Source organism: Cupriavidus sp. CPT47-8839-RL05A (assembly GCF_058792255.1).
Genome location: NZ_JBYTEG010000006.1, coordinates 136,343 through 163,137 on the forward strand (window position 1 = coordinate 136,343; position 26,795 = coordinate 163,137).

A 26,795-nucleotide genomic window follows, 5' to 3' on the forward strand; every position below is an offset into this window, starting at 1 on the left:
GACGGGAACGCTCCTTGCGACTCCCCAGCGGCATGCCCGGCACCGTGCCGGGCCTCCCCGAGGAGAAGCGGCGATGAAACCAACCCTGAAGAACATTGGCTCGCAGGTCATCGTCCTGACCGGTGCCAGCAGCGGCGTGGGCCTGGTGACGGCGCGCAAGGCGGCGCAGCAGGGCGCGCGGCTGGTGTTGGTGGCGCGCAGCGAGGGCTCGCTGCACCAGTTGGCCGAAGAGCTGCGCGAGCATGGCAATGAAGTCATCACCGTGGTGGCCGATGTCGGCAAGCATGAAGAGGTTGGCAAGGTGGCGCAGGCTGCGATCGAGCGTTTCGGTGGCTTCGATACCTGGATCAACAACGCCGGCGTGACCATCTTCGGCCGCCATTGCGACGTGCCGCTGGAAGACCAGCGGCGGCTGTTCGATACCAACTACTGGGGCACCGTGCATGGCTCGCTGGCGGCGGCCGCGCACCTGCGCGAGCACGGCGGCGCCATCATCAACATGGGCAGCGAGGCGGCGGACGGCCCGCTGCCCTTGCAGAGCGCCTACGCGGCCTCGCAGCACGCGATCAAGGGTTTTACCGATTCGCTGCGGCTGGAACTGGAGCAGGAGCAGGCGCCGGTCAGCGTGACGCTGATCAAGCCTGCCGGACTGGAAACGCCGCTGGCGATGCACGCCAAGAACTTCCTCGATGTCGAGCCGCGCATGCCGCCGCCGCTGTATGACCCGGCGCTGGCGGCCGACGCGATCCTGTTTGCCGCCGCGAACCCGCGCCGCGAGCTTTTCGTTGGTGCGGCCGCCAAGGCGTTCTCGGCCGCGGCGTACCACGCGCCGCACACCTTCGACCGCTTCATGCGCCGCTTCATGGGCCGCGCGCAACAGACGGCCCACCCCGCGGGCCCGCTCGAGGACAACGCGCTGTATGGCAGCGGCAGCGGCCTGCAGGAACGCAGCGGCAGCCACAACGCGCTGCACTCCTGTCCCTACACCACCACGGCGCGGCACCCGATGCTGGCCACTGCGCTGGTGGTGGGTGCCTCCGCCGCGGTTGCCGCGGTGTACCAGTTGCGGCACAGGCGCTAGTGTCCGGTGCCGCGCACATGGGTGGCGCATGCGCCGAGAACACCTATCATTGACTCGAATGCCCGCAGTTGCGGGCATTCGGCCCTCCGCCGCACGGCGGCGCCAGGCCGCGCGCGCACGGGGCCTGCTGTCTTCACCCCATTACAAGGAAGGTGTGCACATGTCCGAGCCGCATGCGGCAAAAGGCGTCCGTACGTCACCCGTCGGCGATCCGGACGGCACCCTGGCGGACGATGCCGGCCTCCTGCTGGCGGCACAGTACCGGCGCCTGCTCGACGCGGTGGAAGACTGCGCCGTGTTCGAGACCGATGCGCACGGGCGCATTGCGATGTGGCCGGATGCCGCGCGGCGCGTGTTCGGCTACAGCGCCGAGGAAATCACCGGTTGTCACCTTTCCTGCCTGCATCGTCCTGACGATGTCGCTGCCGGCCTGCCGCAGCAATGGCTGCAGGCGGCCGCACTCGGAGGCAGCGCGCGCGACCAGGGCTGGCGCGTGCGGCGCGACGGCAGCCTGCTGCAGGCGTCCTGCCTCATGCGGGCCATTGGCGCTGCCGACGGGCCGGACGTGGCGGCCAGGCATGGCGATGCCTCGCCCGTGGAGTCCGCGGCAGGCCGGGCCGCTGGCTTTATCGTGTCGTGCCGCGACATTACCGTGCAGCAGGCCGCATCTGAGCATGTCCGGCTGGCCGATACCCGGATGCGGCTGCTGGCTGAAAACCTGCCCGGCACCGCGGTGTGCGAACTTGACCTGGACGGCACCATCCGCAGCTGGAACGTCGGCGCGCAGGCGCTGGCCGGCTACGTCGAGGCCGAAGCCGTCGGCCAGCCGCTGGCACTGCTCTATTCCCGCCAGGATGCCGCCGCGGGGCGCGACCGCGCGGCGCTGGAAGCCGCGCGCGCCTGCGGCCAGTGGGCCGGCGAAGAGCGCGTGGCACGCAAGGACGGCTCGGTGGTGCGTTGCCATACGCGCATGGTGCTGGTGCGCGACGCCGCCGGCTGCCCGACCAGCCTGCTGTGGACCGTGCGCGACCTGAGCGATGCGCTGCGGCTGGAAATGCTGGAAGCCGGCAGCCGCCGGCTGCAATCGTTCCTGGCCATCCTGGCGCATGAACTGCGCAATCCGCTGGCGGCGGTGCGCAACGCGGTCGAAGTGATCGAGCTGACCCCGGATGCCGACACGCGCGTGCGCCGCTGCGCCGGGATCATCGACCGCCAGCTGCACCAGCTGGAGCGGCTGGTGAACGACCTGCTCGACGTAGGCCGCGTGACCGCCGGCAAGCTGAAGATGGAGCTGACGCCCACCTCGTACAACGACGTGGTAACCACCAGCATCGAGGCAATCCGCCCGGTGCTGGAAGCCGCCGGCCAGCGGCTCGTGTTGGCGCTCCCGGCAAGCTCGCCCTATGTGCGCGCCGACGCCGCGCGGCTGGGGCAGGTGCTGCTGAACCTGCTCAGCAATGCGGTCAAGTACACCCCGCGCGGCGGTACCGTCAGCGTGCATGTGAGCGTGGAGTCAGCGCGCGTGATCACCGCCGTGTCGGATACTGGCCGGGGTCTCGCGCCGGCGGCGCTGGACCGCATCTTCAACCTGTTCGCGCAGGAGGCCGACGCCGGCAGCCGCAGCGGCCTGGGCATCGGGCTGGCACTGGCCAAGGCCGTGGTGGAAGCGCACGGCGGCGCGATCCAGGCCGACAGCGGTGGCGCGGGCACGGGCAGCACCTTCACCGTGATCCTGCCGCGCGTCAGCGCGCGCCGGCGCGAGGCCGGCACGCCGCCGCCGGGGCCGGTGCCGCGGCGCCGCGTGCTGGTGGTGGATGACAATGCCGATTCGGCCGACAGCATGGCCGAACTGCTGGGCCTGCTCGGCCATGAGGCGCGCGCGGCCCATGGCGGCCAGCAGGCACTGGACCTGGTTGCCGAATTCCGCCCGGATTGCGTGCTGCTCGACCTGGAAATGCCCGACATGTCGGGCTTTGAAGTCCTGCCGGCATTGCGCCAGGCGTGCGCCCCGCACGCGGTGCAGTTCCTGGCGCTGACCGGGCGCTGCACTGCCGAAGACCAGCGGCGCAGCGAACTGGCCGGCTTCCATGCCTACCTGACCAAGCCGCTGGCGATCGAGGCCCTGTCGCGCGCGCTGGCTGCGCCGCGGCCTTACAAGGAGCGGTAGGCGTCCAGCCGGTTGTACAGCGTCTTCAGGCTGATGCCGAGCGCGCGCGCGGCCTGGCGCTTGTCGCCGTCAAAGCGCGCCAGCGTGGCCATGATGATTTCGCGCTGGGTGTCGGCCAGCGTGGTGCCGACGCGCACGCTGACCACGCCGTCCACCGTGGTGGGCCGCGGCGGCTGCGTGGCCAGGTTGGGGTTGCCGATCTCCACGACCTTGTCGGCCAGGATAAAGGCGCGGTAGACGGCGTTCTTCAGCTCGCGCACATTGCCCGGCCAGTCATAGCGCACCAGCCGCTCCAGCGAGGCGGCCGAGAAGGCCTTGTCGGTGCGCTCCATGGCGTTGTACTCGGCCAGGAAGTGGCGTGCCAGCGGCACGATATCGTCGGGCCGCTCGCGCAGCGGCGGGATATGCAGCGGGAACACGGCCAGCCGGTACAGCAGGTCTTCGCGCAACTGGCCGGCACGTGCTGCCTCGACCGGGTCGCGGTTGGTGGCTGCCAGGATGCGCACGTCGGTGGCGATGGGCGTGTCGCCGCCGACGCGGTGGAAGGTGCGGCCTTCCAGCACCCGCAACAACTTGATCTGCATATCGAGCGGCATTTCAGTGACTTCGTCGAGAAACAGCGTGCCCCCATGAGCCTGCTCGAAGTAGCCTGCCTTCTGCTCGATCGCGCCGGTAAAGCCGCCTTTCTCGTGTCCGAACAGTTCTGACTCGATCAACGTGGGCTGGATTGCGCCGCAGTTGACCGCAATGAAGGGGCCCTTGCGGCGCGCGCTGCGCTCATGCACCGCGCGCGCCACCACTTCCTTGCCGGAGCCGCTTTCGCCTACCGCAAGCATGGTGACATCGGTGGGCGCCACGCGCTCGATCTGGGCCAGCAGGCGTTGCATGGCGGGCGACGCGCTTTCCCACAGCAGCGAGACCTGCGAGGGTATGGCACGGCGCGGCGCTGGCTCGCGCGCCGGCTCGGATGTGCTGGCGGCGTGGCTGGCGGGCTGGCCAGAGAGAGCGGCGTTGGTGCGCCGCGATGTGCTGGCGGTCACGGGCACAATGAAGGCCTCGGTCGGGGGCGGGCTTGTCGTGAGAAGTTCCTATGCTAGCCTTTGGCGCAGGGGCTTGCCATAGGTGTCTGAGCCCGCGCGGAAACATCCGACAGCTGTGTCAGACGGACACCGGCAACGACCGTGCCTGCCCGCGCTTAGACTGGCATTACGCAGTGGACTTGTGCAACCGACTGACAATGTCGCAGTCGAAACCCGTGCCGCCCCTGTGCCTGTCGCGCCACGCCTTGCATGGAGCGTGGCGGCAGGCGTGCCCGAGCCCGGCAGCATGACCGCCGTGGCCCGCGAACGGAGGCGCCAGCGGATTTCGCCCAAGTTTCCAATAGGTCTCACTGACGGATCGTATGCCCCACATCCTGATTGTCGATGACGACGAAAACGCATGTGCCGCGCTAGCCGAGATCGTGGCCATGGAAGGCTTCAGCTCCGCCACGGCGGGCACCCTGCGCGAGGCACGGCTGCAGATCGGCTGGCGCATGCCGGAGGCGATTGTGGCGGACCTGCGCCTGCCGGACGGCAACGGCATGGAGCTGTTCGACGAGGTTGGCGCCTCGGGCGTCGAAGTGATCCTCACGACCGGCTATGCCAGCGTGGAAAGCGCGGTCGAAGCGCTGCGCGCCGGTGCCACCGATTACCTGGTCAAGCCCATCAACGTGGCGCGGCTGCAGACCGTGCTCAGGCGCCTGGCCACCACCGGCGAGTTGCGCGCCGAGATCCATTCGCTGCGCGGTGAGTTGCGCCGCTACGGTCGTTTCGGCCGGCTGATGGGCAGTTCCGAAGTGATGCAGGTGGTCTACGACCAGCTTGCGCGCGTGGCCCCGACTGAAGCCACGGTACTGCTGATCGGCGAAAGCGGCACCGGCAAGGAACTGGCCGCGCAGACCGTGCACGAGCTCTCGTCGCGGCGGCGCCAGCCGTTCCTGGCGGTCAACTGCGGCGCGATCTCGCCCACGCTGATCGAAAGCGAGATGTTCGGCCACGAGCGCGGCAGCTTTACCGGCGCGGACCGCCAGCACAAGGGCTATTTCGAGCGCGCCGACGGCGGCACCCTGTTCCTGGACGAGATCACCGAGATGCCCGCCGAGCTGCAGGTCAAGCTGCTGCGCGTGCTGGAGACCGGCACCTTCATGCGCGTGGGCACCAACCGCGAATGCCATGCCGATGTGCGCGTGCTGGCCGCCACCAACCGCAACCCTGAAGATGCGGTGGCCGACGGCAAGCTGCGCGCGGACCTGTTCCACCGGCTGAACGTGTTCCCGGTAGAACTGCCGCCGCTGCGCGCGCGCGGCGACGACGTGATCCAGATCGCCAACCTGATGCTGGACCAGCTCAATGCCGAGCAGGGCACCCGGCGCCGCTTCGCGCCCAATGTGCTGGACAGCCTGCGCCTGCACGCCTGGCCCGGCAATGTGCGCGAGCTGCGCAACTTCGTGCAGCGCGCCTTCATCATGTCCGACGACGACCTCATCACCGAAGTGCAGGTGCCGCTGCAGGTCGCGGCCACGCAGGCGCCGGGCGCGGCGGTGGTGTCGGTGCCGGTGGGCATGTCCCTGGCCGATGCCGACCGGCAGCTGATCTTCGCCACGCTGGAGCAATGCGCGGGGGTGAAGAAGCACGCGGCCGAGATCCTCGGCATCAGCCTGAAGACTTTGTACAACCGGCTGGAAGATTATGCCGCCCGCGGCGAATTGCCCGAGTGGCTACGCGCCTCGCGCAACGACACCGGTTCGTCGGCTACCGGCTGACGGCGTGAGGCAGCGCCTGCGTTTGCGGGGATCGGCCCGTGCCAGTGGGCCGCAGCGCCCTGTGCAGCACGTTTCTTGCTTCCTCCAACGCATCCAACCCGGCCAATCCGGCCGGGGACGTGCCAATGCCGAGCCGCACATGACGCAGCAACCCCCGCAATCCGCGATGCCGGACGCTCCGCTTTCTTCGCCGGCCGGCGCCGTGCGCAGCGTGCAAGAGGTGAGCGCGCTGATCGAGCAATCGGCGCATGACCTGCGTTCGTCGCTGAACGCCATCCAGAGCTGGGCCTACGTGCTGGACCGTGCTTTCGATGCCACGCCGGCGCCCGCGCAGCGCGCGCTGGACGGGATTCGCTCCGGCATGCAGCAGCAGCTGGCGCTGATCGAGGAGATGGAAGAGGCCGTGCGGCTGCTGGCCGACGAGAGCGCACCGCGCTGGCAGCGCCTGGACCTGCTGGCGCTCACGGCCCAGGCCATTGCCGACCGGCGTACCACTGCCGAAGCCCGTGGCGTGCTGCTGTCGCCGGTCGCCACCGACGGTGCCGCCGACTCGTCCGAATCGGCCTATCTGATCGATGGCGACGCCGAGCGGCTGGCCCCGCTGCTGCGGCACCTGCTGGTGCATTGCATCTGGCGCGCGCCGGCCGGCGGCACGGTCGCCGTGCAGGTGTTGAGCGAGCCGGATCACGTAAAGCTGCGCATCACCGAGAGCCCGCCGCTGGACCAGCAGCGCAGCGCCAGCCGGCTGGCCGCGCTGACCGATTTCTTCGGGCGCCGGGCGGCGCCGGACGGCGCGACCCCGGCCCGGCAGAGCAGCGCGCTGCTGCTGACGCGCCGCATGGTCGAAATGCACGGGGCGGCGCTGAGCGCGGAAAGCGATGGCTGCGATAACGACCGGATCAGGGTCTGCATCGCCGTCAGGTTCCCGCGCCACATGAGCGCCTGACGCGGCGCCGCGCATCCATGTAGTTTTTACCGGCCTGTCGCGTGCGCTACGCGTAGCGCTTGCCGGCCGGCCGTGGTTGCACTTGCCATACCTGCGGCGTCACGGCAGCGCCCGCACCGCTCCCCCGCCACGCTCCTGTCTTTTCCCGTTTCTGGCCCGCGCCTTGCATGGATGAATGACCCAACCAAGGAGGGTACAACCATGCCCAAAGCCAGCCGCAAATCCGACAAGGCCGCGCAGGTTGCTCACAAGCCGTCCGGCGCGAAATCCGACAAGTCCCGGGCTGCCCGCATGAGCGGGCCATCCGCGGGCAAGGCCCGTGCAGGCAGCAAGGCCGCCGCAGGCGACAAGCAACGGGGCAAGGAAGCCAAGACCTACCAGGCCGCCGTGGACGACTCGCTGGAGATGACGTTCCCGGCCAGCGACCCGATCTCGCCGAGCGCAGCCATGCACGCCGAGAAGAAGACGCAGACCGCGCGCGACGATGTCGACTGGAAGCTCAAACGGGGCAGTGAAGAGCAGCCCGTGGGCGCCAAGCCGGCAGGCCAGCGCAAGGGGTCGGCCAGCAAGCGCTGAAGCGCATTTCCGCAACCCTGAGTCCAGGTGCCGCGGCGGGACCCTACCCAGGGCCCCGCGCCGCGGCCCGCCAAACGGAGATAGCCATGACCCGAGTCCAACCTGAACCCCCTGAAGAACGGCCGCCGCACGGCGCATCCATCGTCGGCGGCATCGACCGCGATTCCCCGGGCCCTGGCCCATTCGTGATGGCAGCCGACACGCTCGAGGGCAACAAGGTGGTTGACCCCGCCGGCGACGATATCGGCACCATCGACCACATCATGATCGACGTGCTGGGCGGGCGCGTGGCCTACGCAGTGCTGGCCATGGGCGGCTTCCTTGGCATTGGTGAAAAACTCTTCGCCTTGCCGTGGTCGGCGCTGACGCTCGATACGCGGCGCAAGTGTTTTGTGCTTGGTGTTGAAAGGGATCGGCTCAAGGCCGCGCCGGGGTTTGACAAGGACCACTGGCCCAGCATGGCGGATTCGCAGTGGGCTACCAGCATTCACCAGTATTACGGGATTTCGCCTTATTGGGAGGCGGATCGGTATGACCCTTGGGATGAGAGGAGGAGGTGATGGGGAGTTTGGGGTGATGGCACTTAGCTAGACTGCATACGGTCGCATGTCGTTCTTGGCGGGCGTGGCTGTTTCGCCGGCGTAGCCGGCGAGTCACTTTTTGTCCGAGCGACAAAAAGTAACCAAAAAACGCGTCGCCTGTGCGGCTGGCAATCTAATTTCACGGTGTTGGTGGTTCGCACGGTGGTGCTTGCCGTTAGGCGTGGGTGCCCGTTCGACCCTGCTACGCCATGTGAGTGTGTGCCAGTGCCTGCGTTAACCCACTATTGAACGATCCCCATGCAGGGCGTAGGCCGCCTGCTGCCAGCCGAATCGCGAGAACGCCTACGGCTGCTACGCAGGCTCAAAATGCGCTGACGGTCATTGGGCGCTTGCGCGGAGCGCAGCCGAAGGCGTTAATGCGATATCGCTTGAGAGCGCGGGCCACCGCCCGACTTGGGGATCGTTCAAAAGCCGGTTATCGCAGGCACTGTCCCTGACTCACATGGCGGTAGCAGGGTCGAACCGCGACCACATCCAAACGGCAAGCACCGCCGCCCATATGACCGACGCCGCGTAATTGATTGCCAGCCGCATAGGCGACGCGCTCTTTGCCTACTTTCTGTCGCTCGGACAGAAAGTAGGTCGCCGGCTACGCCGGCGAAACAGCCACGCCCGCCAAGGACGATAAGCGACCGCATACCGCCAAGCCAATAAAGCCACACCCGCCAAGCGCCATAAACCAACCAAATGACGCCAATCACAAACAGCCACCCTCTGTGGGAGCGCCAACAATGAACAATTCCAGCCCAATCCCGCCAGCCATTGACCATCGACCCGGGTCCGGCAAGCATTCCGGCGTGCTGCATGCCTTTGACCGCTTCGCCGGCGCCGCCACGCGCCAGGCCGGATCGCCCGTCGCATTCGTGCTGGCCGTCGGCGTGGTGGCCGCGTGGGCCATCACCGGCCCATTGTTTTCCTATTCCGAGACCTGGCAACTGGTCATCAACACCGGCACCACCATCGTCACCTTCCTGATGGTGTTCCTGATCCAGCAGAGCCAGAACAAGGACGCGGTCGCGGTCCACCTGAAGCTCAATGAACTGCTCGCCTCGCACCGCGAAGCCAGCAATATGCTGGTGTCGATCGAAGACCTGGACGAGGAAGAGCTGCGCCAGCTGGTGACCTTCTATCGCCACCTGGCCGAGCTGGCTGACAAGGAAGACGGTATCAAGTCGAGCCATTCGCTGGACGAGGCGCGCGAGAACCACGCCGCCAAGCGGCAGGCGCGCGCAGCGCGCGGGCGCCGGCTGGACGGCAGCGACGCCGGGAGCCGCTCACCCACCGTGGTACCCAGCTCTTAGCCCATGCGGCCCCTCCCACCCCATCGAGGGACAGCCACCAGCAAGGAGCCGCCCGTGTCCGAACCGAGCAAGGCAACGAATCAAAAGCGCGCCGCCCCGGGCAACCCGCCGGCGCGCAGCCGCGCGGTGATGGTCTACGGTTGCGAGACCCTGGGCAAGGCCGACAGCCACCATGGCACGACCCTTGCCAATATTGCCCGCAAGGTCGCCGACATTGCGGGTCTGACCTTCGCAGGCGCCTACGCCGCGCCTGATGCGGGGCTGCCTGTGCCGTACCTGGTGCCCGCGCAGACGCTGGTGGGGCGCATGCTGGCCCAGGATCTCGGCGTGCGGGACGCGGGCGACCTGTTTGGCGGGGTGGTGCCTTACGCCTTCGTGGCCACCAAGGCGATCACGCACGGCCTGGTGGCGCCCGGCGCGGCAGCACCGCGGGGCTGGTCCGAGGACTTTGTGCGGCGCGTGGTGGGCGCTACCCTGCCGGGCTTTACCGCCTTCACGCTCGGCGACGCGCGGATTGCGGCAATGCGCCTGCTGGCGCTGGGGCCGGTACGGCTGAAAGAACCGTACGGCGTCGGCGGGCTGGGCCAGCGCGTGGTCCACGACGAACGCTCGCTGGACGAGGCACTTGCCGCGATGGCGCCCGACGTGGTGGAAGCCCATGGCCTGGTGGCGGAGCGCGACCTGGATGCGCCGCAGACCTACAGCGTGGGGCAGGTGGAACTGGCGGGCCTGCGGGCCAGCTATTGCGGCACGCAAGGGCTCACTGCCAACAACCACGGGCAGAAGGTCTATGGCGGCTCGACGCTGACAATGGTGCGCGGCGGCCTCGAGGCGCTGCTGCAGCACCCGTTCGACGCCCGCACGCTGGCCGCGGTGCGGGCCGCGATGGTGTACCACGAAGCCGCGCTCGCGTGCTATGGCGATGCCGGGAACATGGTGCTGTCGCGCTGCAACTACGACGTCGCCTTCGGCTCGCCCGCGGGCAGCGCCGGCCACGGGCAAGTGCTTGGGGGCGTGCTGGAACAGTCCTGGCGGGTGGGCGGCGCGACCGGCGCCGAACTGGCGGCGCTGGCCGCGCTGCGCGAGGATCCGCGCCGCGCCCGCGTGGTGGCTGCCACGCGCGAGGTCTATGGCAAGGGCGTGCGCGTGCCGGACGACGCCGAGATCTACTTCCAGGGAGAGGACCGGCACGCCGGTCCGTTGACCAAATACGCACGACTGGAGCCTGAATCCGATGGCAACGCATGAAGACCTGCTGCAGATAGAAAGCGAAGGCGGCACCATTGCCGGCACCCTGATCAGCCCGCAAACCAGGCTGCCGGGCGTGCTGTTTGTCCACGGCTGGGGCGGCAGCCAGCAGCAGTACCTGGCCCGCGCGCGCAAGGTGGCGGGGCTGGGCTGCGTCTGCCTGACCTTCGACCTGACCGGGCACGCCGGCACCCAGGCGCAATACGAGACCGTCAGCCGCATGCGCAACCTGGCCGACGTGGTGGCCGCCTACGATGTGCTGGTGCGCCAGCCCGAAGTGGACCGCAACGCCATCGCGGTGGTGGGCAGCAGCTACGGCGGCTACCTGGCTGCGCTGCTGAGCACGCTGCGCCAGGTGCGCTGGATGGCGTTCCGCGCGCCGGCGCTGTACATGGACTCGGGCTGGGAACTGCCCAAGCGCCAGCTGCATCGCGAACAGGACCTGGTGGCCTACCGGCGCAGCGTGGTGCCGCCCGAGAGCAACCGCGCCCTGCGCGCTTGCGCGGAATTTGCCGGCGACGTGCTGGTGATCGAATCCGAGCACGACCAGGTGGTGCCGCACGCCGCCGTGATGAGCTACGTGGATGCTTGCGTGCACGCCAACTCCATGACCTACCGCGTGATCAAGGGTGCCGACCACGGCCTGACGGAAGAGGAAAGCCAGCGCGGCTACAGCAGCCTGCTGGTCAACTGGCTGCGCGAGATGATCACCGTCGCGCGCGCCGGCCCGGTCAGCGCCGAGCGCGCCGAGCCGCCCGCGGCGCGGGCCGCGCCGCAGGCGGCCACCGACGAGCTTGGCATGCCGCAGCCCGAGTCCGCCAGCGCGCCGGCGGCGGTATCCGGCGCGCAATAGCGTGGCTTGCGCCATGTCGATGGCAGCAGGCCAGGACAACTGACCGGCTCAGCACCCCAGTGGGCCGATGTAGCCGGGCAGGCCGCGCGCGCCCGCGGCGTGCGCCAGCCGGAACGCCTGCGCCAGCGCAATGGCAAAGTGATGCGGGGTGTCGAACGGGCCCGCCACGTGGCGGCGGAAATAGTCGGCCCAGCGGAAATCCATATAGGCGGTCTTGACCTTGCGATAGCCGCCGGCCAGCTGCACGAAGGCCTCGAGGCTGCGATAGGGGTCGTCGCGCATGTCGTGGATGCCGGCAGGCAGTTCCGTCAGCGGACGGCGGCGCCCGTGCTCGTCGTAAGGGTGGACCATGTGCTCGGCCACCATGTGGCGCCAGAACGCCGGCACGTCCATGTCGCTCAGGTCGGCGCGCACCACGCCCGGCACATGGGTGAGCCCGAGATCGTGCCAGGCGCGCACCCAGTGATGGTGATCGACCACGTACAGCGCTTGTTCCGGACCGATCACCAAGTGTACGCGGTGCCGGTCCAGGAACGCGGCGCGGTCCTCCGGCGGCACGCGCCGGGTGACATGGACCTTCTGCGCGACATGGTAGCCGCCTACCGTGATCTGGGTGGGATGCAGGGCATCCAGCGGCACCATCAGCTTGCTGCCCGGGCACAGCTTGCGAGGCTGGCGGCGCATGGGCGCATCAACTCTTGTTCAGGGTGCGCTCGGGCGAGATCCCCGAAGCATCGGTGCCGGCCGCATCGTCGCCGCCGACCTCGGAGCCCGCCGCCCACGCGGCGCCTGGCTGGCGCTGCACGCGCAGGTGATTGTTCACCTCGGTGACGCCGAACACGGCATCGGCAATGTCCTCGATCACGTACTTCTCGCGGCGCTCGCGCACGTTGCCGTCCAGCGTCACCACGCCGTTGGCCACTTCCACGCTGACGTCGTGGACATCGACATAGGGGTTCATCGCCAGACGTTCGCACACATCCTCGCGCACGCGCTCATCGGCGCGGCGGTAGCCCTTGGGGCCGACCGGACGGCGCCCGGCGCGGTGGCCGCCTGGCGCTCCCGCTTGCGCCGTATAGGGCGCGTGGCGGCGGTAGCCCGGATCATCCGGGTACACACGCTGGCCGCCACTGTACGACTGGCCACCGCTGCCGGCATCGCCAAAATAGCCGCCGCCATAGCTCGGCTGCCCGGCGCGCTGCGCGCGGTCGCGTTCCATGCCTTCGCGCCAGTGCATGGCGCGGCCGCCGCGTTCACCCCATTCTTCTTCACCACCGTGCCAGCCGCGGCCAGGCTGGCGCGGGTCATCCTCATCGCTGAGTTCGCTGCGGCGTCCGCGCGGGCCGAAGCGGTCTTCATCGCGGTAGCCATAGCCCGATTCGCGTTCTTCGCTGCGGTAGCCGCTGTCCTGCGGGGCCGGCCGGTAGCCACCGTAGCCGCTGCTGTACGGATGGCCGGTGCCGCCCGTGTCGGCAGCGCCATAGCCCTGTTCGCCCCAACTGCCGCGGCGCTGGCCGGCAGGCGTGTCCTGCTGGTACCACGGGCCGCCATGGCGCTCGGACTCGCGTTCGCGGCCCGGAGGCGCGGATTGGCCGCCGCTGTCGCCGCGCCAGTCCTCGCCCCATTCCTGTCCCCAGTCCTCCGAGCCGCTGCCCCGGCCCTGGTCGCGCGTCCGTTGCGCCGGGCCGCGCTCGCGGCGCTGCGTTTCGCTGCCGCTGCGGGGGCCGCTGCGGCTGCGCTCGTTGCGGAAGTTGAACATGGTTGCCTCCTGGCTGTGGGGCCCGGGCGTCCTCCGCCGCACTGCCTGGTGCGGCGGGCCCGTGCGGCAACTGCCGCAGGCGCGCCGGGCCGGTGATGTTCATGTCTGCAATGGCCGCAATATCCGTGCCCCGACGCGCGCGCGGGGCCAGGCGGGCTGGCCGCCCGGATCGCTGTAAGGTTTGCCGGGCGATGTAAGGGTTACGGGCGGCGTGTCAGCCACGGCCGCGGGCCGCGGCCGCGACGCGGCTGCCGCGGCGTGGCCCGGGCTCGCCGTTTGCGGCATGGAATTTGCGCGGCACCTGCAAGGGCCGCGATGCGGCCGCGCAGACAGGAGCCAGCCATGTCCACACCGACCAGCATCCCGCCCCAGCACCAGTCGCGCCAACCTGGCCTGGAGTCCGCCATGCGGCCGCAGCCGGACAGCGGCGCCGACGACTATGTCGGCAGCGGCCGGCTGCGCGGGCGCGCGGCGCTGATTACCGGCGGCGACAGCGGCATCGGCCGGGCCATTGCGGTGGCCTTTGCGCGTGAAGGCGCCGATGTCGCCATCGCCTATCTCGATGAGCATGCCGATGCGCGCGAGACCGTCGAGCTGGTGGAGGGGGCGGGCCGCAAATGCCTGGCAATCGCCGGCGACCTCGCTGACCGCGCGCATGCCGAGGCCGTGGCGCGACAGGCGTTGCAGCAGTACGGCAAGCTCGACATCCTGGTCAACAACGCCGCCGAGCAACACCCCAAGGCCTCGCTGGAAGAGGTCGACGCCAGCCAGGTGGAGGCCACCTTCCGCACCAATGTGTTTGCGATGTTCCACCTGACGCGCGCAGTGCTGCCGCACCTGAAGTCGGGCGCGTCGATACTGAACACCACATCGGTGACCGCGTATCGCGGCAGCAAGCACCTGCTGGATTATTCCGCCACCAAGGGTGCGATCGTGTCTTTCACGCGCTCCCTGGCGCTGCAGGTGGTCGAGCGCGGCATCCGTGTCAACGGCGTTGCGCCGGGCCCGATCTGGACACCGCTGATCCCGTCGACCTTCACCGCGGAGGAAGTGGCCGAATTCGGCAAGAAGACGCCGATGGGGCGCCCGGGACAACCGTTCGAGGTGGCGGCGGGCTTTGTTTTCCTGGCGTCCGACGCGGCCAGCTATATCACCGGGCAGATCCTGCACATCAACGGCGGCGAGGTCGTCAACGGCTGAGGCGCCAGGGCGGGGCATGTAGTTCCGGGGCCGCCTTTGCAAATATTGCACGCCGGCGTGCGCGCCATGCAGGCCGTGCGCGCGGCGTGCCGCACAGCAGGCGCAGGCGTGGCTCTTGCAATGTGGATGACAGCAGTCATGACCAGCGCCACCATCATGGGAGTCAGTCATCATGTCATCGATCGTAGCCGGACGTTTCGATTCGATTGCCAGCGCCGAAGACGTGGCACGTACCCTGTTCTCGCGCGGCTTCTCCGTGTGGGACGTATCCATCATGTCGGTGGGGCCGGACAGTACGCCGGAAAGCGGCGCGGTGGACCGCGTCATGCTGGCGGCATGCGTCAACAACGGCCTCGATTCCGTTGCCGTGGACGTGCTGCGTGAAGCCGGGGCGAGCGCGCTGGAATGCGCGCAAGGCAACTGGGAATGCGGCCAGTGGACGGATTTCAATCCCTCCCGCCACGGCGAGCCCATACGCGGCGGCGAGGGTGAGTACTGGCCACGCCCGCTCGCACGCGAGGCGGTTGCCGAAGAGAGCACCGGCAACGAAGACCCGGGCAGCGAGCTTGAGCACTTCGTCGACCAGAAGCGTGCCGAGAACGACTGAGCGCCGCGCCGCCGCAGCCGGCAGCGCTGAACCAGGCACGCCGCGCAGCGCGCGAGGCAACGCCGTTGCCGAACTGGCTCGCCTGCGCCCGACCCAGCTGACGCTGGGTTATGCCCACGTCAGCTACAAGATGGATGTCACGCAGCGCCACGCGAACCCGGACGACCACGCGGCGCTGCGGCGCTTCATGCGCCGCCATCGCGTCAAGACCGTGGCCGGGCCGGGCGGCAGCCTCTATATCATCGATCACCATCACTGGGCGCGGGCGTGGCTGGATCTCGGCTACGAGCAGGCACCCGTGCTCGTGCTGCATGACTTCAGCCGCCTGAGCCCGTCGGCGTTCTGGAAACGGATGCGCCGTCTCGGCCATGTCCATCCCTATGACGAGCACGGCCAGCTGCTGGGCCCGAAGGCGCTGCCGCCCACTGTGCGGGGCATGCGCGACGATCCCTATCGCAGCCTGGCTGCCTTTGCGCGCGAGGCCGGGGCCTACCGCAAGCCTGGCAGCGCTGCCGGCGATTTCTCCTGGGCCGCCTTCCTGCGCGAGCGGGTGGAACAGGACCTGGGCAGCGTTGCGGGATTCGGGCTGGCGCTGGCGGAGTCGATCCGGCTGGCGCGCAGCGCCCGCGCAAGACGTTTGCCCGGCTATTGCGGCGGGCCGGTGAGGGGGAGAGTCGGGGGAAAGAAGGGCGGTGCCAGATAGGCAGGCAGCCTGGCAGACCGCTTGGTTGCTCCCCTCTCCCGCAGGTGGGAGAGGGGAGCAACCCGGCAGCATCGCTGACGCTGGTCCCGGATCAACTGTCTGACTTGTGCTTCGGCATGCCCTTGGTCTTGGTCGAAGCCATCTTGTCGAGTTCCTTTTCGCTCATCGATTTATACATCGAGCGGGAAGGTCCCTTGAGCGATCCGGCCTTCTTTTCGCCGCGCTTTGCGGAGAGCGCCGCTCCCGCGGCCTGCTGTTGCGCCTTGGATTTGGCTGGCATCTGGGTCTCCTTGCAAATGGGGGAAGGAACCGGGCGATGCGGTGGCACACGCCCGCGCTTCGTTATAGGGCGCCGGCGCGGCAGCGACAAGGGTAGCCCCGCGCTGGCGCCGCTGCGTGCGCCAGCCGGCGTGCGTTGCCCGCAGGCTGGCCAGGAACGCTAGATCCGGCCAAGCACCACGAGCAGCACCACGATCAGGACGATCAGGCCCAGGCCGCCGCTAGGCCAGTAGCCCCAGCCGGAACTGTAGGGCCAGGCCGGCAGTGCGCCGACCAGCAGCAGGATCAGGATGATCAGGAGAATGGTGCCGATTCCCATGGCGTGCTCCTTGTTGTGGATCTGGCAAGCCGGGCTTCCGGACCGGGGTGGCCTCGGAGAGCCAACTGCTTACAGTTCAGCCTAGATCAGGGGGCGCCGGCGTCCCCCCGGACTAGGGCTGAAATCGCTGTAGGAATCGGACGACGTTGGGGTGTCGGGCGCGCAACATGCAGGGCTGTCGTGGCGGACACTGCGCCGCGTTCAGCACGCTGCGTTCAGCCCGTGCTCGACGGCATAGACGGCCACCTGCACGCGGCTGGCCAGGTTCAGCTTCTTCAGGATGTTCTGCACGTGGATCTTCACCGTGCTTTCCGCCACGCCCAGGTCGCGCGCGATCTCCTTGTTGCTTTCGCCGCGCGCCAGGCCCTGCACGATCTCGCGCTCGCGCGCGGTCAGCCGCGGCGCTTCGTCCTGGCGCGCCGCGGCCACCGGTGCCGGAGCGCGGAACTGGGCCACCAGCTTGGCGGTCATGCTGTCGGAGATGACCGGTTCGCCGGCCGCGGCACGGCGGATGCCGGCGATCAGCGCCTCGGTCTCGATATTCTTGATCAGGTAGCCGCGCGCGCCGCCGCGCAGCGCGGCGGCCAGTTCCTCGGCTTCCTCGGACACGGTCAGCACGATCACGGCGGTCTGCGGCAGGTCTTCCACCAGCAGCTGCAGGGCTTCCAGGCCGGACAGGCCGGGCATGTTCAGGTCCAGCAGGATCACGTCGGGACGGTGCTGCTTGGCGCGCTTGATGCCTTCCACGCCGTCGGCGGCTTCGTCGACGATCTCGAAGTCGGCCTGCCGCTGCAGCAGCGCACGGATGCCCGAGCGGAACAGGGTGTGGTCGTCGATCAGCAGGATGCGGATGGTCATGGCTGGGTCTCGGTGGTCGTGGGGGCGGGGCGGGTGTCGGCGAACTCGCGGGCGCCGGAAGAGCGGCCGGCGGGCAGCACCAGTTCGATGCGCACGCCGTGGCCGGGGCGGGCCTGCACGTGCAGCTGCGCCCCCAGCCGCGCCGCGCGCTCGCGCATGATGTTCAGGCCGATATGCGCTTCGGCGCGCGTGGCGATTTCCTCCGGATCGAAGCCCTCGCCGTCGTCCTGCACCACCAGCCGGAAATCGCGGCCGTGGCTGAGCGCCACCGCCACGTGCGCCGCCATGGCGTGCTTGCGCACATTGGAGAGCGCCTCCTGCAGGATGAACAGCACCTGCAGCTGCTGCTCCGGCGCCAGCGGCCAGGCGCCGCCGCTCTCGTCAATGGCGAGCGTGGCCTCGGTGCGGCACTGGCGCCGGAAGCGGCACACGGTCTCTTCCACCGCCGGTCGCAGCTCGCCGGTGCCGAGCCGCGAGCGGAAGTTGTTCAGCAGTTCGCGCACATCCTGGTAGCTCTCTTCCACGCCGTGGCGCAGCATCGGCACGATCTCGCGGGTCTCGGCCAGGTCGTCGCGCTCGACCGCGGCGTCCAGCAGCTGCACCTGCAGGTTCAGGTAATTCAGGCCCTGGGCAATGCTGTCGTGCAGGCCCTGCGCCACCAGGTTGCGCTCTTCCACCACCGCCAGCTGGCGCGCGGTCGCGGACAGGCGCAGGTGTTCCAGCGCGGTGCCAAGGTGCTGGCCCAGTGTTTCCAGCATCTGGCGGTCTGACGGGGGCAGCGCGCGCGGCGTGCGGAAGTGCAGCGCGAACACGCCGGTGGCGCCGCGCTGGCTTTCGATGCGGAAGGCCGCCAGCGACTGGAAGCCGTTGCGGCTGCAGGGCGTGACATCCCCTGCGGCGCCCTGGCGCTGCGCCGCGCGCAGGTCGACGATGGCGACCACGGCCTCGCGCGTGGCGTCGCCGCAATGGCAGGCGTTGGCCGCCGCGCAGGATTCGGATTCAGCCAGCGCCGCCGGCAGGCCGGCGGCTGCCAGCAGGTGCATCCTGCCGTGGCGGCTGTCCAGCACGCGCACGCTGCCGCCATCGGCATCGAACTGGCGCATCACGCGTTCCAGGAAGCCGCGCGCCATGGCCTCGGCATCGGCGGCCTGGTTCAGGAAGGCGGCCATGTCGTAGAGCGTCTCCAGGTCGCGGTTCTGGCGTTCCAGCTCGGCGGTCTTCTGCGCCACGCGCGTCTCCAGGTCGTGGTACAGCCCCTGCAGTTCGCCGGCCATGCGGTTGAAGCCTTCGCTGAGGGTGCCGAACTCGTCGCGGCTTTCCACCGGCAGGCGCAGCGAGAACTCGCGCGCGGCCATACGCCGCAGGCCGTCCTGCAGCCGCAGCACCGGCAGGATGATCCACAGGTAGAGCAGGTAGATCACGGCCACGGTGCCGACGCAGGCCATTGCCGCCAGCGCGATCTGCGACAAGCGCAGCCAGTCGGTCTTGCGCGCGCTGTCATGCTCGATCATGCCGACCAGGCGATCGGCCTGCGCGACGAAGCCGGGCAGTGCGGCGATATAGCGTGCCGGGGCGGCGGCGTCGCCCGTTCCGGCTACCGCCAGCGGGCGCAGCCGTTGTTGCCAGCCCTGCGTGACGCGGGTCATCTGGGCATGGATGGCGGGTTCGTCCGGCAGGAACAGCGGGCGCGCCGCGTCGCCTTTCCTGAGCAGGGCCAGCGTGGCGTCCAGCGCCTGCACCTGCTCGGCCAGTGCATTGTCCTGGCCTGCCTGTGCCAGCGTCAGTTCGATCGCCACGCGGTTGGCGCGCATGCGCAGGCTGCCGGCGTCATTGATGGCGGCACCCGCGCCTTCCAGCTTCCATGACAGCCACAGCGTGCCGGCAATCATGCCCAGCACCACCAGCAGCACGGCCAGCGAGAGCGAGATGATGCGGGTGGAGAGGCGGTCGCGCAGCGCCGGCAGGCCGGCAGCGCGGGAGTCCGCCGCGGCGCTGGCGGCTGGAGGATCGGTTCGGAACATGGCGGTATCGGGGGCTACCAGTCGGGGGAAGCCGGGTGGTGGCCCGGCGGCCGGCGCGTGCATGGCTGCGCGCTGGCATCGAGGGCAATTTTCCCTGCGCAGCACGCGGGGCTTCCTGCGCAAGATCAAGAAAACCCGGCTTCGGCGTCTGGCATGTGCGGCCGGCGGCGCATCGGCTTGTCAATTGCGGGGAATGCCGCCCACACACCAGGCCTGTCACGTCGTGACATATCGCTCCCACCGCATGGCGCGGGGATACATCGTCGGACTTGGCTGCGGTCAAATCCACACGACTTGCCCTGGCCTAGCATCCGGTCAACATTGATGAGGAGAGGCGAGGCGTGAAGGCAGCCAGTTTCGACTATGAACGCGCCCCGCGCCTGGCAGTGGTGTTCGGCTGCCTGATGCCGGCGCCGTGGCTTGGCGCCGCGGCCGGGGTATTGCTTGCTGCCGGTCCCCCCGGCGGCTTGCCGGACCGCTTTGCGCCACTGGCGCTGGTGGCGGTCCATGTGCTGGCGCTGGGCATGCTGCTGCCGGTCATGGTGGGCGCGCTGTTCCAGATGATGCCGGTGGTGGCCGGCGTGGCCGTGCCGGGTGCGGGGCTGCTTGCGCCGTTCATGGCCGCGGCCGGCGCGGGCGTGGCCACCGCCCTGGCCATCGGCCTGCTCGGCGGCGAACCTGTGGCGATGCAGGCGGCGGCGGCCGTGGCGGTGATCCTGTTGCTGGCCGGCGCCATTCTGCTGGCTGCGGGCCGGCGCGTGGCCGCAGTGGATGCCACCACGCGCACCCTTGCCGGCATCGGCGCGCCGCTGATGGTCGCGGTGCTGTGCGGCATGGTGCTGGCCGGCGCCTTCGGCGGCTGGTGGCGCGTGCCGGTGGCGCGCTGGCTCGGCCTGCATATGGCGTGGGCGCTGGGCGGCTGGCTGGCCGCGCTGGTGACCGGCGTGGCCACCACCGTGCTGCCGATGTTCTGGCAGTCGCCGCGCCTGCCGGCGGCGATCGGGCGCTGGCTGCCCATGGCGCACTGGTTGCCGCTGGCGCTGTTCAGCGCCGCGGCAATGCTGTGGCCGGATCACCGTGCGCTGGCGCATGGCGTGCTGCTCGTGTGGCTGGCGTTCGTGGCGGTGGTGGGCGCGTGCGGGCTGGCCGGCACGCTGCGCGCGCGGCGGCGCCATGATCCGCTGTGGCTGCTCTGGCCGGTGGCATGCGCCAGCATGGCAGGCGCGGCGCTGCTGGGGGCGGCGGCCGTGGTGCTGCCCGCCGCCGGGCTGCCGCTGGCATGGTGGGCCGGCACCATGGCGCTGGTCGGCGTGGGCGTGCTGCCGGTCACGGCCATGCTCGGCAAGATCGTGCCGTTCCTGGCCTGGCTGCACCTGCGCCGGCTGCTGCCGCCGCGCGCGCGGGTGCCGGCCATGCAGGCCATCATCGTGCCGGGCCGGCAACGGCGGCAGGCATGGCTGCTGCTGGCTGCCTACGTCCTGCTGCTGGCGGTGCCGCTGGCGCCGGCGCCGCTGGCCCGCGCTGGCGGCGTGCTGCTGGCGGGTGCCAATGCGTGGCTGGGGTGGCAACTGCTGGGAGCGTTGCGATGCATGCGGGAGATGAGGAAGCGCGGCGGATTACCGCCGCGCATTGCTGACAAGGTTTCCATGCCGCCGGTTTGCTCCCCTCTCCCGCCTGCGGGAGAGGGGCCGGGGGAGAGGGCAGGCGCCGGCATACCGACGCGCCTCACTTCGTAGACACTCCGGCCCTCTCCCCCACCCCTCTCCCGCAAGCGGGCGAGGGGAGCCTTGTTCGCGCGGCGTTGGCTACGGCACGCACGACAGGCATGCGTCAGGCTGGTGTCGGGGCTTGGGTCAGCCCCGCAGGCTTTTCCCCCGTCAACAGGTAATGCATCAGCTCCGCCACCGGCCGGATCGCCTCGCCGAAGGGCAGCGCACCCCGGCCGCGGAAGAACAGGCCGCGCTCCACGTCGCCGCGCACGGCCTGCGCCAGCTTCAGGTCGATGCAGAACTGGCCGATGCGGGCAATGCCGTCGCGCAGCCCGCACGCCTGCAGGCAGTCGAAGCCCTCCAGGCATTCACGCGGCTTGGCGCGGCGCTGCAACCGCGACTCGCTCGACAGGTAGCGCGACAGCCACGGCGTCAGCACCGCGCGCGCGGGCAGCCCGGCCACGCTGGTGAACTCGCGCAGGGTCTCGGGCCGCGCCGTGGCCAGCACCTGCTTGAAGGCCGGGTGGGCATCGCATTCCTCGGTCACGGCGAAGGCCGTGCCCAGCTGCACCGCGGCGGCGCCCTCGCCCAGCCAGTGGCGCACCTTGGCATGGCTGTCGATGCCGCCGGCCAGGATCAGCGGAATGCTGTCCCAGGCCAGCCCGAGCTGCGCAAACAGCTCGCGGCATTCGGCCAGCACGCGCGAAAACGAGAAGCGCGGCTCTGACAGGTCCTGGATGGTGGCCGCGCCCAGGTGGCCGCCGGCATGCGCCGGATGCTCGACCACGATGGCATCGGGCAGGCGGCCCTTCTTCATCCAGCGGCGCAGCACCAGGCCGATGCCGCGCGCCTCGGACAGGATCGGGATCAGCGCCACCCTGGGGTGGCTGGCGGTCAGCTCGGGCAGGTCCAGCGGCAGGCCGGCGCCCATGACGATGGCATCGGCGCCGCTTTCGCAGGATTGCCGCACCAGCGCGGCGTGCGAGCCCACCGCCTTCATCACGTTGACGGCGATCAGCCCGCGGCCCTCGGACGCCGTGCGCGCGGCACGGATCTCGCGATCCAGCGCTTCGAGGTTGGCGGCTTCGATGGCGGGCTTGTCACGGCTGCCGCGGGTGCGTTCCATCAGGTCGGGGTGGTGGTGGCGCAGGTCGATGCTGGCGATGGTGCCGACGCCGTTCTCGCGCGCGACGGCGCCGGCCAGCCGGTGGGCCGAGATGCCGATGCCCATGCCGCCCTGCACGATGGGCAGCAGGCGGCGGCCGGCCAGCTTGAGCCAGGGTTGATTCATAAAATCTCCGGAAGAGGATGGGCGCGGGGCCGGCGTGCGGCCAGCCGCGTGGATGACCGGGCAAGCGTGGCACAGCGGCACGGGCCGGCGTTTGCCGCAGGTCAAGCGCGCGGTGGTGGCCTGCCATCGGCCTACGCCAACCGGCATAGGCCAACGCAGGCGGTGTGCCGTTGGCGTGGGTTTGCGCGCGGTCAAGCCCCTGCTGCAAGCGCTTGGCTAGCATCGGCCGCTGTCTTCATCTTCGCGCCGCCGCCGGCGCCATCACCGATGACCCCTGCCTCCCCAGCCCCATCCACCGCGGCGAACGTGCCGCGCCGGCCCCAGCTCGTTGCGCCCGCCGGTTCGCTGGCGGCCCTGCGCATGGCGCTGCAGCACGGCGCCGACGCGGTCTACCTGGGCCTGCGCGATGCCACCAACGCGCGCAACTTCGGCGGCCTGAACTTTACCGAGGCCGACATCCGCACCGGCGTGGCCGAAGCCCACGCGCGCGGCGCCGAGGTGCTGTTCGCGATCAACACCTTTGCCCAGATGGGCGCGGTGGCCCAATGGCAGCGCGCGGTCGATGCGGCGGCGGACCTTGGCGCCGACGCGGTCATCATGGCCGACGCCGGCCTGATGGGCTATGCGTGCGAGCGCCATCCGGGCTTGCGCCTGCACCTGTCGGTGCAGGGTTCGGCCACGCATGCCGACGCCATCGAGCTGATGCGCGAGCGCTTCCATATCCGCCGCGTGGTGCTGCCGCGCGTGCTGTCGCTGGCGCAGATCGGCAAGCTGGCGCGCCAGACCAGCGTGGAGCTGGAGGTGTTCGGCTTCGGCAGCCTGTGCGTGATGGCCGAGGGGCGCTGCCTGCTGTCCTCCTACGCCACCGGCGACTCGCCCAACAACAAGGGCGTCTGCTCGCCCGCGCACGCGGTGCGCTGGACCGAGCAGGACGGGACCATGCAGGCGCGGCTGTCGGGCATCCTGATCGACAGCTATGCGCCGGGCGAGCCGGCCGGCTATCCCACGCTGTGCAAGGGCCGCTTCGAGGTGGAGGGCGAGCGCGGCTACGTGCTGGAAGAGCCCACCAGCCTCAATGCGCTGTCGCTGCTGCCGGCGCTGATCGACATGGGCATCGCTGCCATCAAGATCGAAGGCCGGCAGCGCAGCCCGCGCTATGTGGGCGATGTGGTCGGCGTGCTGCGCGCGGCCATCGACGCGGCCTGCGCCGATCCGGCGCGCTTCGTGCCGCGGCAAGAGTGGCAGAGCACGCTGGGGCGCCATGCCGAAGGCGACCAGGTCACGCAAGGCGCCTACGACCGGCCGTGGCGGTGACACCCATGACATCGATCTGCCTTGAACCGGCCATGACGGAGCTTCCCATGCCAGAGATTGCCGCGGCCGCGATGCCGCAAACCATAGCGATGCCCGACTTCGGCATCGCCCTGGGCCCACTGCTGTACTACTGGCCGCGCGAGGCCGTGATGCAGTTCTATGCGTCGGTCGCCGATGCGCCGGTCGACCGCGTCTATCTCGGCGAGACCGTCTGTACGCGCCGCCATGAAGTCCGCCATGCGCAATGGCTGGAGATTGCGCAGATGCTGCGCGATGCCGGCAAGGAGGTGGTGCTGTCGACGCCGGTGCTGGTGGAGTCCGACACCGATATCGCCTGGATGCGGCGCGCCTGCGCGCAGGACGACTACCTGGTCGAGGCCAACGATCTGGGCGCGGTGCGCTGCATGGCAGGGCGGCCCTTTGTCGGCGGCCCCCACCTCAATGTCTACCACGCCGATACGCTGGCGTGGCTGGCCGGGCTGGGCGCGGCCGGCTGCGTCGCGCCGGTGGAGATGGATGGCGGAACGCTGGCCGCGCTGGCAGCGGCGCGTCCCACCGGCATGCGCCTGGAAGCCTTTGTCTGGGGCCGGCTGCCGCTGGCGTTCTCGGCGCGCTGCTTTACGGCGCGCCACCATCGCCTGCGCAAGGACAGTTGCGAGTTCCGCTGCATGGATTATCCCGACGGCCTGGTGGCCGCCACCGGCGAGGGGCAGGCGTTCTTCACGCTCAACGGCGTGCAGACGCAGAGCGCCACCTGCCTGGACCTGTGCGCAGAGGCGTTGGCGATGGCGCGCATGGGCGTGGGGATGCTGCGTGTGAGTCCGCACTCATCCGGCACGCTGCAGGTGGTGCAACAGCTCGCGGCGATTCGTGCTGGTGAACAGGCACCCGCTGGCAGCGGCATCACCCCGGCCGGCGCCCAGCCCTGCAACGGCTACTGGCACGGCAGCGCGGGCATCGCCTGGGAGGCCCGGGCATGAGCGCGCTGCACAAGCTGATCGCGGGCGTGCACCGGCGCATGCCCGCCCGTGCCAGGGCGCTGCCGCTGGTGGCGGCGCTGGAGCTGGCGCGCCGGGCGGGATGGCTGGAGCCACCGGCCGCACTGGACGGACACGCCTTCCTGCTGACGGTGCAGGACCTTGGGCTGGCCGTGCCGTTCCGCTGCGAAGGCGGGCGCTTTCGTGCCGCGGCAGCGGACGCCGAGCCTGAGCTGACGCTGCGCGCCTGCGCGGTCGACTACCTGCGCCTGCTGGGCGGCGAGGCCGATACCGACACGCTGTTCTTCCAGCGCCGGCTGGTGATCAGCGGCGATACCGCGCTGGGCCTGGAGGTCAAGTACTGGCTCGACGCCGCGCCGCGGCCCGCATGGGTCAGCCAGGCGGCGGCGCGGCTGGTGGCCTTGCACGGCGCCACCGTGGGGCGGGCAGGTGCGGCGTCGTAGCCGTACCGCTCAGGCGTCGCCGTCCAGCATGAAGCGGTTGCGTCCCGCGCGCTTGGCCCGGTACATCGCGCTGTCGGCGCGGTGCAGCAGCGGCTCCAGCCGCGGCGCTTCCGGCACGGTCCAGACCGCGCCCACGCTGATGGTGACCACCGGCTGCACCGGCGTGCCGTTGTGCGCGATGCCGAGATCGCGCACAACGGCCACCATGCGGCGCGCCACGTCACGGGTCTCTTCACGCGTGGCGCCGGGCAGCACCGCCGCGAATTCCTCGCCGCCCAGACGGGCGCAGAACTGCTCGCCGGACAGCGTGCGGGCCAGGGCGCCGGCAATCTGCCGCAGGCAGTCGTCGCCGGCCACGTGGCCATGCAGGTCGTTGTATTGCTTGAACTGGTCCACATCCAGGATCAGCAGGCCCAGCGCCTGGTTGCGCTCGCACGCCCGGGTCACGGCCGCGATCGACTCGCGCTGGAAGTAGCGCCGGTTGCGGATGCCGGTCAGGGCGTCGATGTCCAGGTCGGCCTGCACCTGCCACAACTGTTCCTCGGTCTGGCCGAGCCGTGCGGTCAGGGCCAGCTCGCGCGACTGGAAGCGGCTGATGTCGCGCAAAAACAGCAGGCTGCCGATCTGCCTGCCGTCCAGGCGGGCAACCCCTTCCACAGTGAGCTCGAAGGGCGCGCCCGGCGGCACGAAGGGCGTGGCTGCGAGCTTGGCAGTGTCGGCAGGCGAGTGCTGCAGCGCGGCTTCCCAGCCGGAGGGCAGGGGGTCGCCGCGGCGCAGGGCCGGCCAAAGCTGCGCGGCGGCCGGGTTGAATTCGACGATGACGCCGTGGCTGTCGACGATCACGCAGCCCTCGCTGAGGGCATCGAACACCCGCAGGCGGGCGTAGTGGCCGATATCGTCAAGGTGCGTGCGCAGCGCGCAGAACCAGACCAGCACCGCCATCAGCGAGAACGTCGCCGGCGTCAGGTCCCCGCCCAGCGGCCCGGTCCAGCGGTTGAGGTAGGCGACATTGGCAACCAGGGGCAGGGCCAGGCCCGACGCCAGGATGGCGCGGCCCCGCCGCGACAAGGCCCCATTGGGCACTTCAGCCGTCACCAGGAAATACAGGCTCACCCCCAGCAGCAGGTACGACCAGGCCGCCACCGCGGCATAGCCGATGCCGTGGTCGAACACCGCGCCCGGCAATACCCCGGGAGGCATCAGCGTGATGCGCGGCCAGATCAGCCGGTGGCGCTCGTTGGTGAAGACCATCACCACAGTGACCACCGCCACCAGCACGGGCAGCCACAGCCTGGACCAGGGCACCACATAGCGCGGGCGGCTCAGGTGCACCATCGCCACCAGCCAGCCGATCGGCACGGCGACGATCCCGAGGTACTGGATCTTGGCCCACAGGATGCGCCCTTCCAGGTCCGTGGAGCTGATCTCGAGCAGGCGGCCGCCGCTCCAGGTCGCCGCGCCGAATGCCAGCACCAGGAACGCCTGGACGGTCGGATCGTCGCGCCGCGGCCAGGTGGCGATGGCCATGCCGATGCAGGCGACCACGGCGACGGTAAGCAGGAGAACCAGGGAATATGAGGGCATTGAAGGCGGAGCGCGTCCCGAGACCCGGGCGTTGGTTCCGGCGATCCGCGATCTCGTCAGCCAGCATGATACCGGGCTGCGCGGCTGGCTTGGCAGTGGGTGCGCCGATGCAACAGGTGGCAGGCAAGGGGCG

At 69.8% G+C, this 26,795-nt stretch carries 25 protein-coding genes; 16 read left to right on the forward strand and 9 right to left on the reverse strand.

Annotated elements, in window-relative coordinates:
• Positions 1-73: 73 nt before the first annotated feature.
• Both AC3WVS_RS09065 and AC3WVS_RS09070 read left to right on the forward strand, forming a co-directional pair.
• The gene (locus AC3WVS_RS09065) at positions 74-1,081 is read left to right on the forward strand and encodes an SDR family oxidoreductase (protein WP_492318329.1); all 1,008 of its coding nucleotides are present in this window, start codon (positions 74-76) and stop codon (positions 1,079-1,081) included.
• Positions 1,082-1,241: 160 nt separating this feature from the next.
• A complete protein-coding gene (locus AC3WVS_RS09070) occupies positions 1,242-3,248 on the forward strand; it encodes a hybrid sensor histidine kinase/response regulator (RefSeq protein ID WP_492318330.1) in 2,007 nt (668 codons plus the stop codon).
• Here AC3WVS_RS09070 and AC3WVS_RS09075 read toward each other — a convergent pair.
• Positions 3,233-4,294, reverse strand: coding sequence for a sigma-54 interaction domain-containing protein (locus tag AC3WVS_RS09075; protein ID WP_492318331.1), 1,062 nt, complete (start codon positions 4,292-4,294; stop codon positions 3,233-3,235). The two genes, AC3WVS_RS09070 and AC3WVS_RS09075, sit on opposite strands and share 16 nt — an antisense overlap.
• A 356-nt stretch (positions 4,295-4,650) precedes the next feature.
• Here AC3WVS_RS09075 and AC3WVS_RS09080 point away from each other — a divergent pair, with 356 nt between their 5' ends.
• The 7 genes from AC3WVS_RS09080 (at position 4,651) to AC3WVS_RS09110 (ending at position 11,577) form a co-directional block, all read left to right on the forward strand.
• Entirely contained in the window at positions 4,651-6,051 is a 1,401-nt protein-coding gene (locus AC3WVS_RS09080; RefSeq protein WP_492318332.1) for a sigma-54-dependent transcriptional regulator, read from the forward strand.
• A gap of 139 nt (positions 6,052-6,190) precedes the next feature.
• Positions 6,191-6,997, forward strand: coding sequence for a sensor histidine kinase (locus AC3WVS_RS09085; protein ID WP_492318333.1), 807 nt, complete (start codon positions 6,191-6,193; stop codon positions 6,995-6,997).
• A 201-nt stretch (positions 6,998-7,198) separates the two neighbouring features.
• Positions 7,199-7,573, forward strand: coding sequence for a hypothetical protein (locus tag AC3WVS_RS09090; RefSeq protein WP_492318334.1), 375 nt, complete (start codon positions 7,199-7,201; stop codon positions 7,571-7,573).
• Between the two features lie 86 nt (positions 7,574-7,659).
• Positions 7,660-8,133 (forward strand): PRC-barrel domain-containing protein, encoded by a 474-nt coding sequence (locus tag AC3WVS_RS09095; protein ID WP_010810663.1) that lies wholly within the window; start codon positions 7,660-7,662, stop codon positions 8,131-8,133.
• A 773-nt stretch (positions 8,134-8,906) separates the two neighbouring features.
• Entirely contained in the window at positions 8,907-9,476 is a 570-nt protein-coding gene (locus AC3WVS_RS09100; protein WP_492318335.1) for a low affinity iron permease family protein, read from the forward strand.
• 54 nt (positions 9,477-9,530) lie between these two features.
• Complete coding sequence (locus AC3WVS_RS09105; RefSeq protein ID WP_492318336.1) at positions 9,531-10,724, forward strand: DUF3182 family protein; 1,194 nt, start codon at positions 9,531-9,533, stop codon at positions 10,722-10,724.
• Entirely contained in the window at positions 10,711-11,577 is an 867-nt protein-coding gene (locus AC3WVS_RS09110) for an alpha/beta hydrolase family protein (RefSeq protein ID WP_492318337.1), read from the forward strand. Before AC3WVS_RS09105 ends, AC3WVS_RS09110 begins: the two co-directional genes overlap by 14 nt.
• A 48-nt stretch (positions 11,578-11,625) precedes the next feature.
• On the opposite strand, the gene AC3WVS_RS09115 is transcribed toward AC3WVS_RS09110, so the two are convergent.
• Both AC3WVS_RS09115 and AC3WVS_RS09120 read right to left on the reverse strand, forming a co-directional pair.
• On the reverse strand, positions 11,626-12,261 hold the full coding sequence (locus tag AC3WVS_RS09115) for a ParB-like protein (RefSeq protein ID WP_492318338.1): 636 nt from the start codon (positions 12,259-12,261) through the stop codon (positions 11,626-11,628).
• A 7-nt stretch (positions 12,262-12,268) separates the two neighbouring features.
• On the reverse strand, positions 12,269-13,336 hold the full coding sequence (locus AC3WVS_RS09120) for a BON domain-containing protein (RefSeq protein WP_492318339.1): 1,068 nt from the start codon (positions 13,334-13,336) through the stop codon (positions 12,269-12,271).
• Positions 13,337-13,678: 342 nt separating this feature from the next.
• On the opposite strand from AC3WVS_RS09120, the gene AC3WVS_RS09125 reads away from it, so the two are divergent.
• The 3 genes from AC3WVS_RS09125 (at position 13,679) to AC3WVS_RS09135 (ending at position 15,846) form a co-directional block, all read left to right on the forward strand.
• The gene (locus AC3WVS_RS09125) at positions 13,679-14,536 is read left to right on the forward strand and encodes an SDR family oxidoreductase (protein ID WP_058697358.1); all 858 of its coding nucleotides are present in this window, start codon (positions 13,679-13,681) and stop codon (positions 14,534-14,536) included.
• Positions 14,537-14,708: 172 nt separating this feature from the next.
• Positions 14,709-15,143 carry a hypothetical protein gene (locus AC3WVS_RS09130; RefSeq protein WP_492318340.1) on the forward strand — a complete coding sequence of 145 codons (435 nt, stop codon included), beginning with the start codon at positions 14,709-14,711 and terminating at the stop codon, positions 15,141-15,143.
• Complete coding sequence (locus AC3WVS_RS09135; RefSeq protein ID WP_492318341.1) at positions 15,127-15,846, forward strand: ParB-like protein; 720 nt, start codon at positions 15,127-15,129, stop codon at positions 15,844-15,846. Before AC3WVS_RS09130 ends, AC3WVS_RS09135 begins: the two co-directional genes overlap by 17 nt.
• 91 nt (positions 15,847-15,937) lie before the next feature.
• Here the strand turns inward: AC3WVS_RS09135 and AC3WVS_RS09140 are convergent, their stop codons facing one another.
• From AC3WVS_RS09140 to AC3WVS_RS09155, 4 genes are all read right to left on the reverse strand, one after another.
• Positions 15,938-16,126, reverse strand: coding sequence for a DUF3008 family protein (locus AC3WVS_RS09140; RefSeq protein WP_010810654.1), 189 nt, complete (start codon positions 16,124-16,126; stop codon positions 15,938-15,940).
• 159 nt (positions 16,127-16,285) lie between these two features.
• Positions 16,286-16,444 (reverse strand): DUF3309 family protein, encoded by a 159-nt coding sequence (locus tag AC3WVS_RS09145; RefSeq protein WP_022539625.1) that lies wholly within the window; start codon positions 16,442-16,444, stop codon positions 16,286-16,288.
• Positions 16,445-16,645: 201 nt separating this feature from the next.
• Positions 16,646-17,302 carry a response regulator gene (locus AC3WVS_RS09150; protein WP_114134071.1) on the reverse strand — a complete coding sequence of 219 codons (657 nt, stop codon included), beginning with the start codon at positions 17,300-17,302 and terminating at the stop codon, positions 16,646-16,648.
• Complete coding sequence (locus AC3WVS_RS09155) at positions 17,299-19,323, reverse strand: type IV pili methyl-accepting chemotaxis transducer N-terminal domain-containing protein (RefSeq protein WP_492318342.1); 2,025 nt, start codon at positions 19,321-19,323, stop codon at positions 17,299-17,301. The genes AC3WVS_RS09150 and AC3WVS_RS09155 overlap by 4 nt, the downstream gene beginning before the upstream one ends.
• Positions 19,324-19,664: 341 nt before the next feature.
• On the opposite strand from AC3WVS_RS09155, the gene AC3WVS_RS09160 reads away from it, so the two are divergent.
• Complete coding sequence (locus tag AC3WVS_RS09160) at positions 19,665-21,059, forward strand: hypothetical protein (protein WP_492318343.1); 1,395 nt, start codon at positions 19,665-19,667, stop codon at positions 21,057-21,059.
• A 94-nt stretch (positions 21,060-21,153) separates the two neighbouring features.
• Here AC3WVS_RS09160 and AC3WVS_RS09165 read toward each other — a convergent pair whose 3' ends face one another.
• Positions 21,154-22,323: an NAD(P)H-dependent flavin oxidoreductase gene (locus AC3WVS_RS09165; RefSeq protein ID WP_492318344.1), complete on the reverse strand. Its 1,170-nt coding sequence runs from the start codon at positions 22,321-22,323 to the stop codon at positions 21,154-21,156.
• Positions 22,324-22,590: 267 nt separating this feature from the next.
• Between AC3WVS_RS09165 and ubiU the strand changes: the two genes are divergently transcribed.
• The 3 genes from ubiU to ubiT are packed head-to-tail and all read left to right on the forward strand — an operon-like array spanning position 22,591 to position 25,078.
• Positions 22,591-23,637, forward strand: a complete 1,047-nt coding sequence (ubiU, locus tag AC3WVS_RS09170) for a ubiquinone anaerobic biosynthesis protein UbiU (RefSeq protein ID WP_492318345.1) — start codon at positions 22,591-22,593, stop codon at positions 23,635-23,637.
• Positions 23,638-23,684: 47 nt separating this feature from the next.
• Positions 23,685-24,617, forward strand: a complete 933-nt coding sequence (locus tag AC3WVS_RS09175; protein WP_492318346.1) for a U32 family peptidase — start codon at positions 23,685-23,687, stop codon at positions 24,615-24,617.
• Positions 24,614-25,078, forward strand: a complete 465-nt coding sequence (gene ubiT, locus AC3WVS_RS09180) for a ubiquinone anaerobic biosynthesis accessory factor UbiT (RefSeq protein WP_010810646.1) — start codon at positions 24,614-24,616, stop codon at positions 25,076-25,078. The genes AC3WVS_RS09175 and ubiT overlap by 4 nt, the downstream gene beginning before the upstream one ends.
• A 9-nt stretch (positions 25,079-25,087) precedes the next feature.
• Here ubiT and AC3WVS_RS09185 read toward each other — a convergent pair whose 3' ends face one another.
• Positions 25,088-26,662 carry a histidine kinase N-terminal 7TM domain-containing protein gene (locus AC3WVS_RS09185; RefSeq protein WP_492318347.1) on the reverse strand — a complete coding sequence of 525 codons (1,575 nt, stop codon included), beginning with the start codon at positions 26,660-26,662 and terminating at the stop codon, positions 25,088-25,090.
• Positions 26,663-26,795 lie beyond the last annotated feature (133 nt).

Coding starts and splice junctions, on each gene's coding strand:
- AC3WVS_RS09140 (WP_010810654.1), bottom strand. CDS start 16,126: ATGCCAGCCAAATCCAAGGCGCAACAGCAGGCCGCGGGAGCGGCGCTC.
- AC3WVS_RS09175 (WP_492318346.1), top strand. CDS start 23,685: ATGCCAGAGATTGCCGCGGCCGCGATGCCGCAAACCATAGCGATGCCC.
- AC3WVS_RS09100 (WP_492318335.1), top strand. CDS start 8,907: ATGAACAATTCCAGCCCAATCCCGCCAGCCATTGACCATCGACCCGGG.
- AC3WVS_RS09145 (WP_022539625.1), bottom strand. CDS start 16,444: ATGGGAATCGGCACCATTCTCCTGATCATCCTGATCCTGCTGCTGGTC.
- AC3WVS_RS09085 (WP_492318333.1), top strand. CDS start 6,191: ATGACGCAGCAACCCCCGCAATCCGCGATGCCGGACGCTCCGCTTTCT.
- AC3WVS_RS09185 (WP_492318347.1), bottom strand. CDS start 26,662: ATGCCCTCATATTCCCTGGTTCTCCTGCTTACCGTCGCCGTGGTCGCC.
- AC3WVS_RS09130 (WP_492318340.1), top strand. CDS start 14,709: ATGTCATCGATCGTAGCCGGACGTTTCGATTCGATTGCCAGCGCCGAA.
- ubiT (WP_010810646.1), top strand. CDS start 24,614: ATGAGCGCGCTGCACAAGCTGATCGCGGGCGTGCACCGGCGCATGCCC.
- AC3WVS_RS09095 (WP_010810663.1), top strand. CDS start 7,660: ATGACCCGAGTCCAACCTGAACCCCCTGAAGAACGGCCGCCGCACGGC.
- AC3WVS_RS09165 (WP_492318344.1), bottom strand. CDS start 22,323: ATGAATCAACCCTGGCTCAAGCTGGCCGGCCGCCGCCTGCTGCCCATC.
- AC3WVS_RS09080 (WP_492318332.1), top strand. CDS start 4,651: ATGCCCCACATCCTGATTGTCGATGACGACGAAAACGCATGTGCCGCG.
- AC3WVS_RS09120 (WP_492318339.1), bottom strand. CDS start 13,336: ATGTTCAACTTCCGCAACGAGCGCAGCCGCAGCGGCCCCCGCAGCGGC.
- ubiU (WP_492318345.1), top strand. CDS start 22,591: ATGACCCCTGCCTCCCCAGCCCCATCCACCGCGGCGAACGTGCCGCGC.
- AC3WVS_RS09115 (WP_492318338.1), bottom strand. CDS start 12,261: ATGCGCCGCCAGCCTCGCAAGCTGTGCCCGGGCAGCAAGCTGATGGTG.
- AC3WVS_RS09155 (WP_492318342.1), bottom strand. CDS start 19,323: ATGTTCCGAACCGATCCTCCAGCCGCCAGCGCCGCGGCGGACTCCCGC.
- AC3WVS_RS09150 (WP_114134071.1), bottom strand. CDS start 17,302: ATGACCATCCGCATCCTGCTGATCGACGACCACACCCTGTTCCGCTCG.
- AC3WVS_RS09125 (WP_058697358.1), top strand. CDS start 13,679: ATGTCCACACCGACCAGCATCCCGCCCCAGCACCAGTCGCGCCAACCT.
- AC3WVS_RS09110 (WP_492318337.1), top strand. CDS start 10,711: ATGGCAACGCATGAAGACCTGCTGCAGATAGAAAGCGAAGGCGGCACC.
- AC3WVS_RS09065 (WP_492318329.1), top strand. CDS start 74: ATGAAACCAACCCTGAAGAACATTGGCTCGCAGGTCATCGTCCTGACC.
- AC3WVS_RS09070 (WP_492318330.1), top strand. CDS start 1,242: ATGTCCGAGCCGCATGCGGCAAAAGGCGTCCGTACGTCACCCGTCGGC.
- AC3WVS_RS09090 (WP_492318334.1), top strand. CDS start 7,199: ATGCCCAAAGCCAGCCGCAAATCCGACAAGGCCGCGCAGGTTGCTCAC.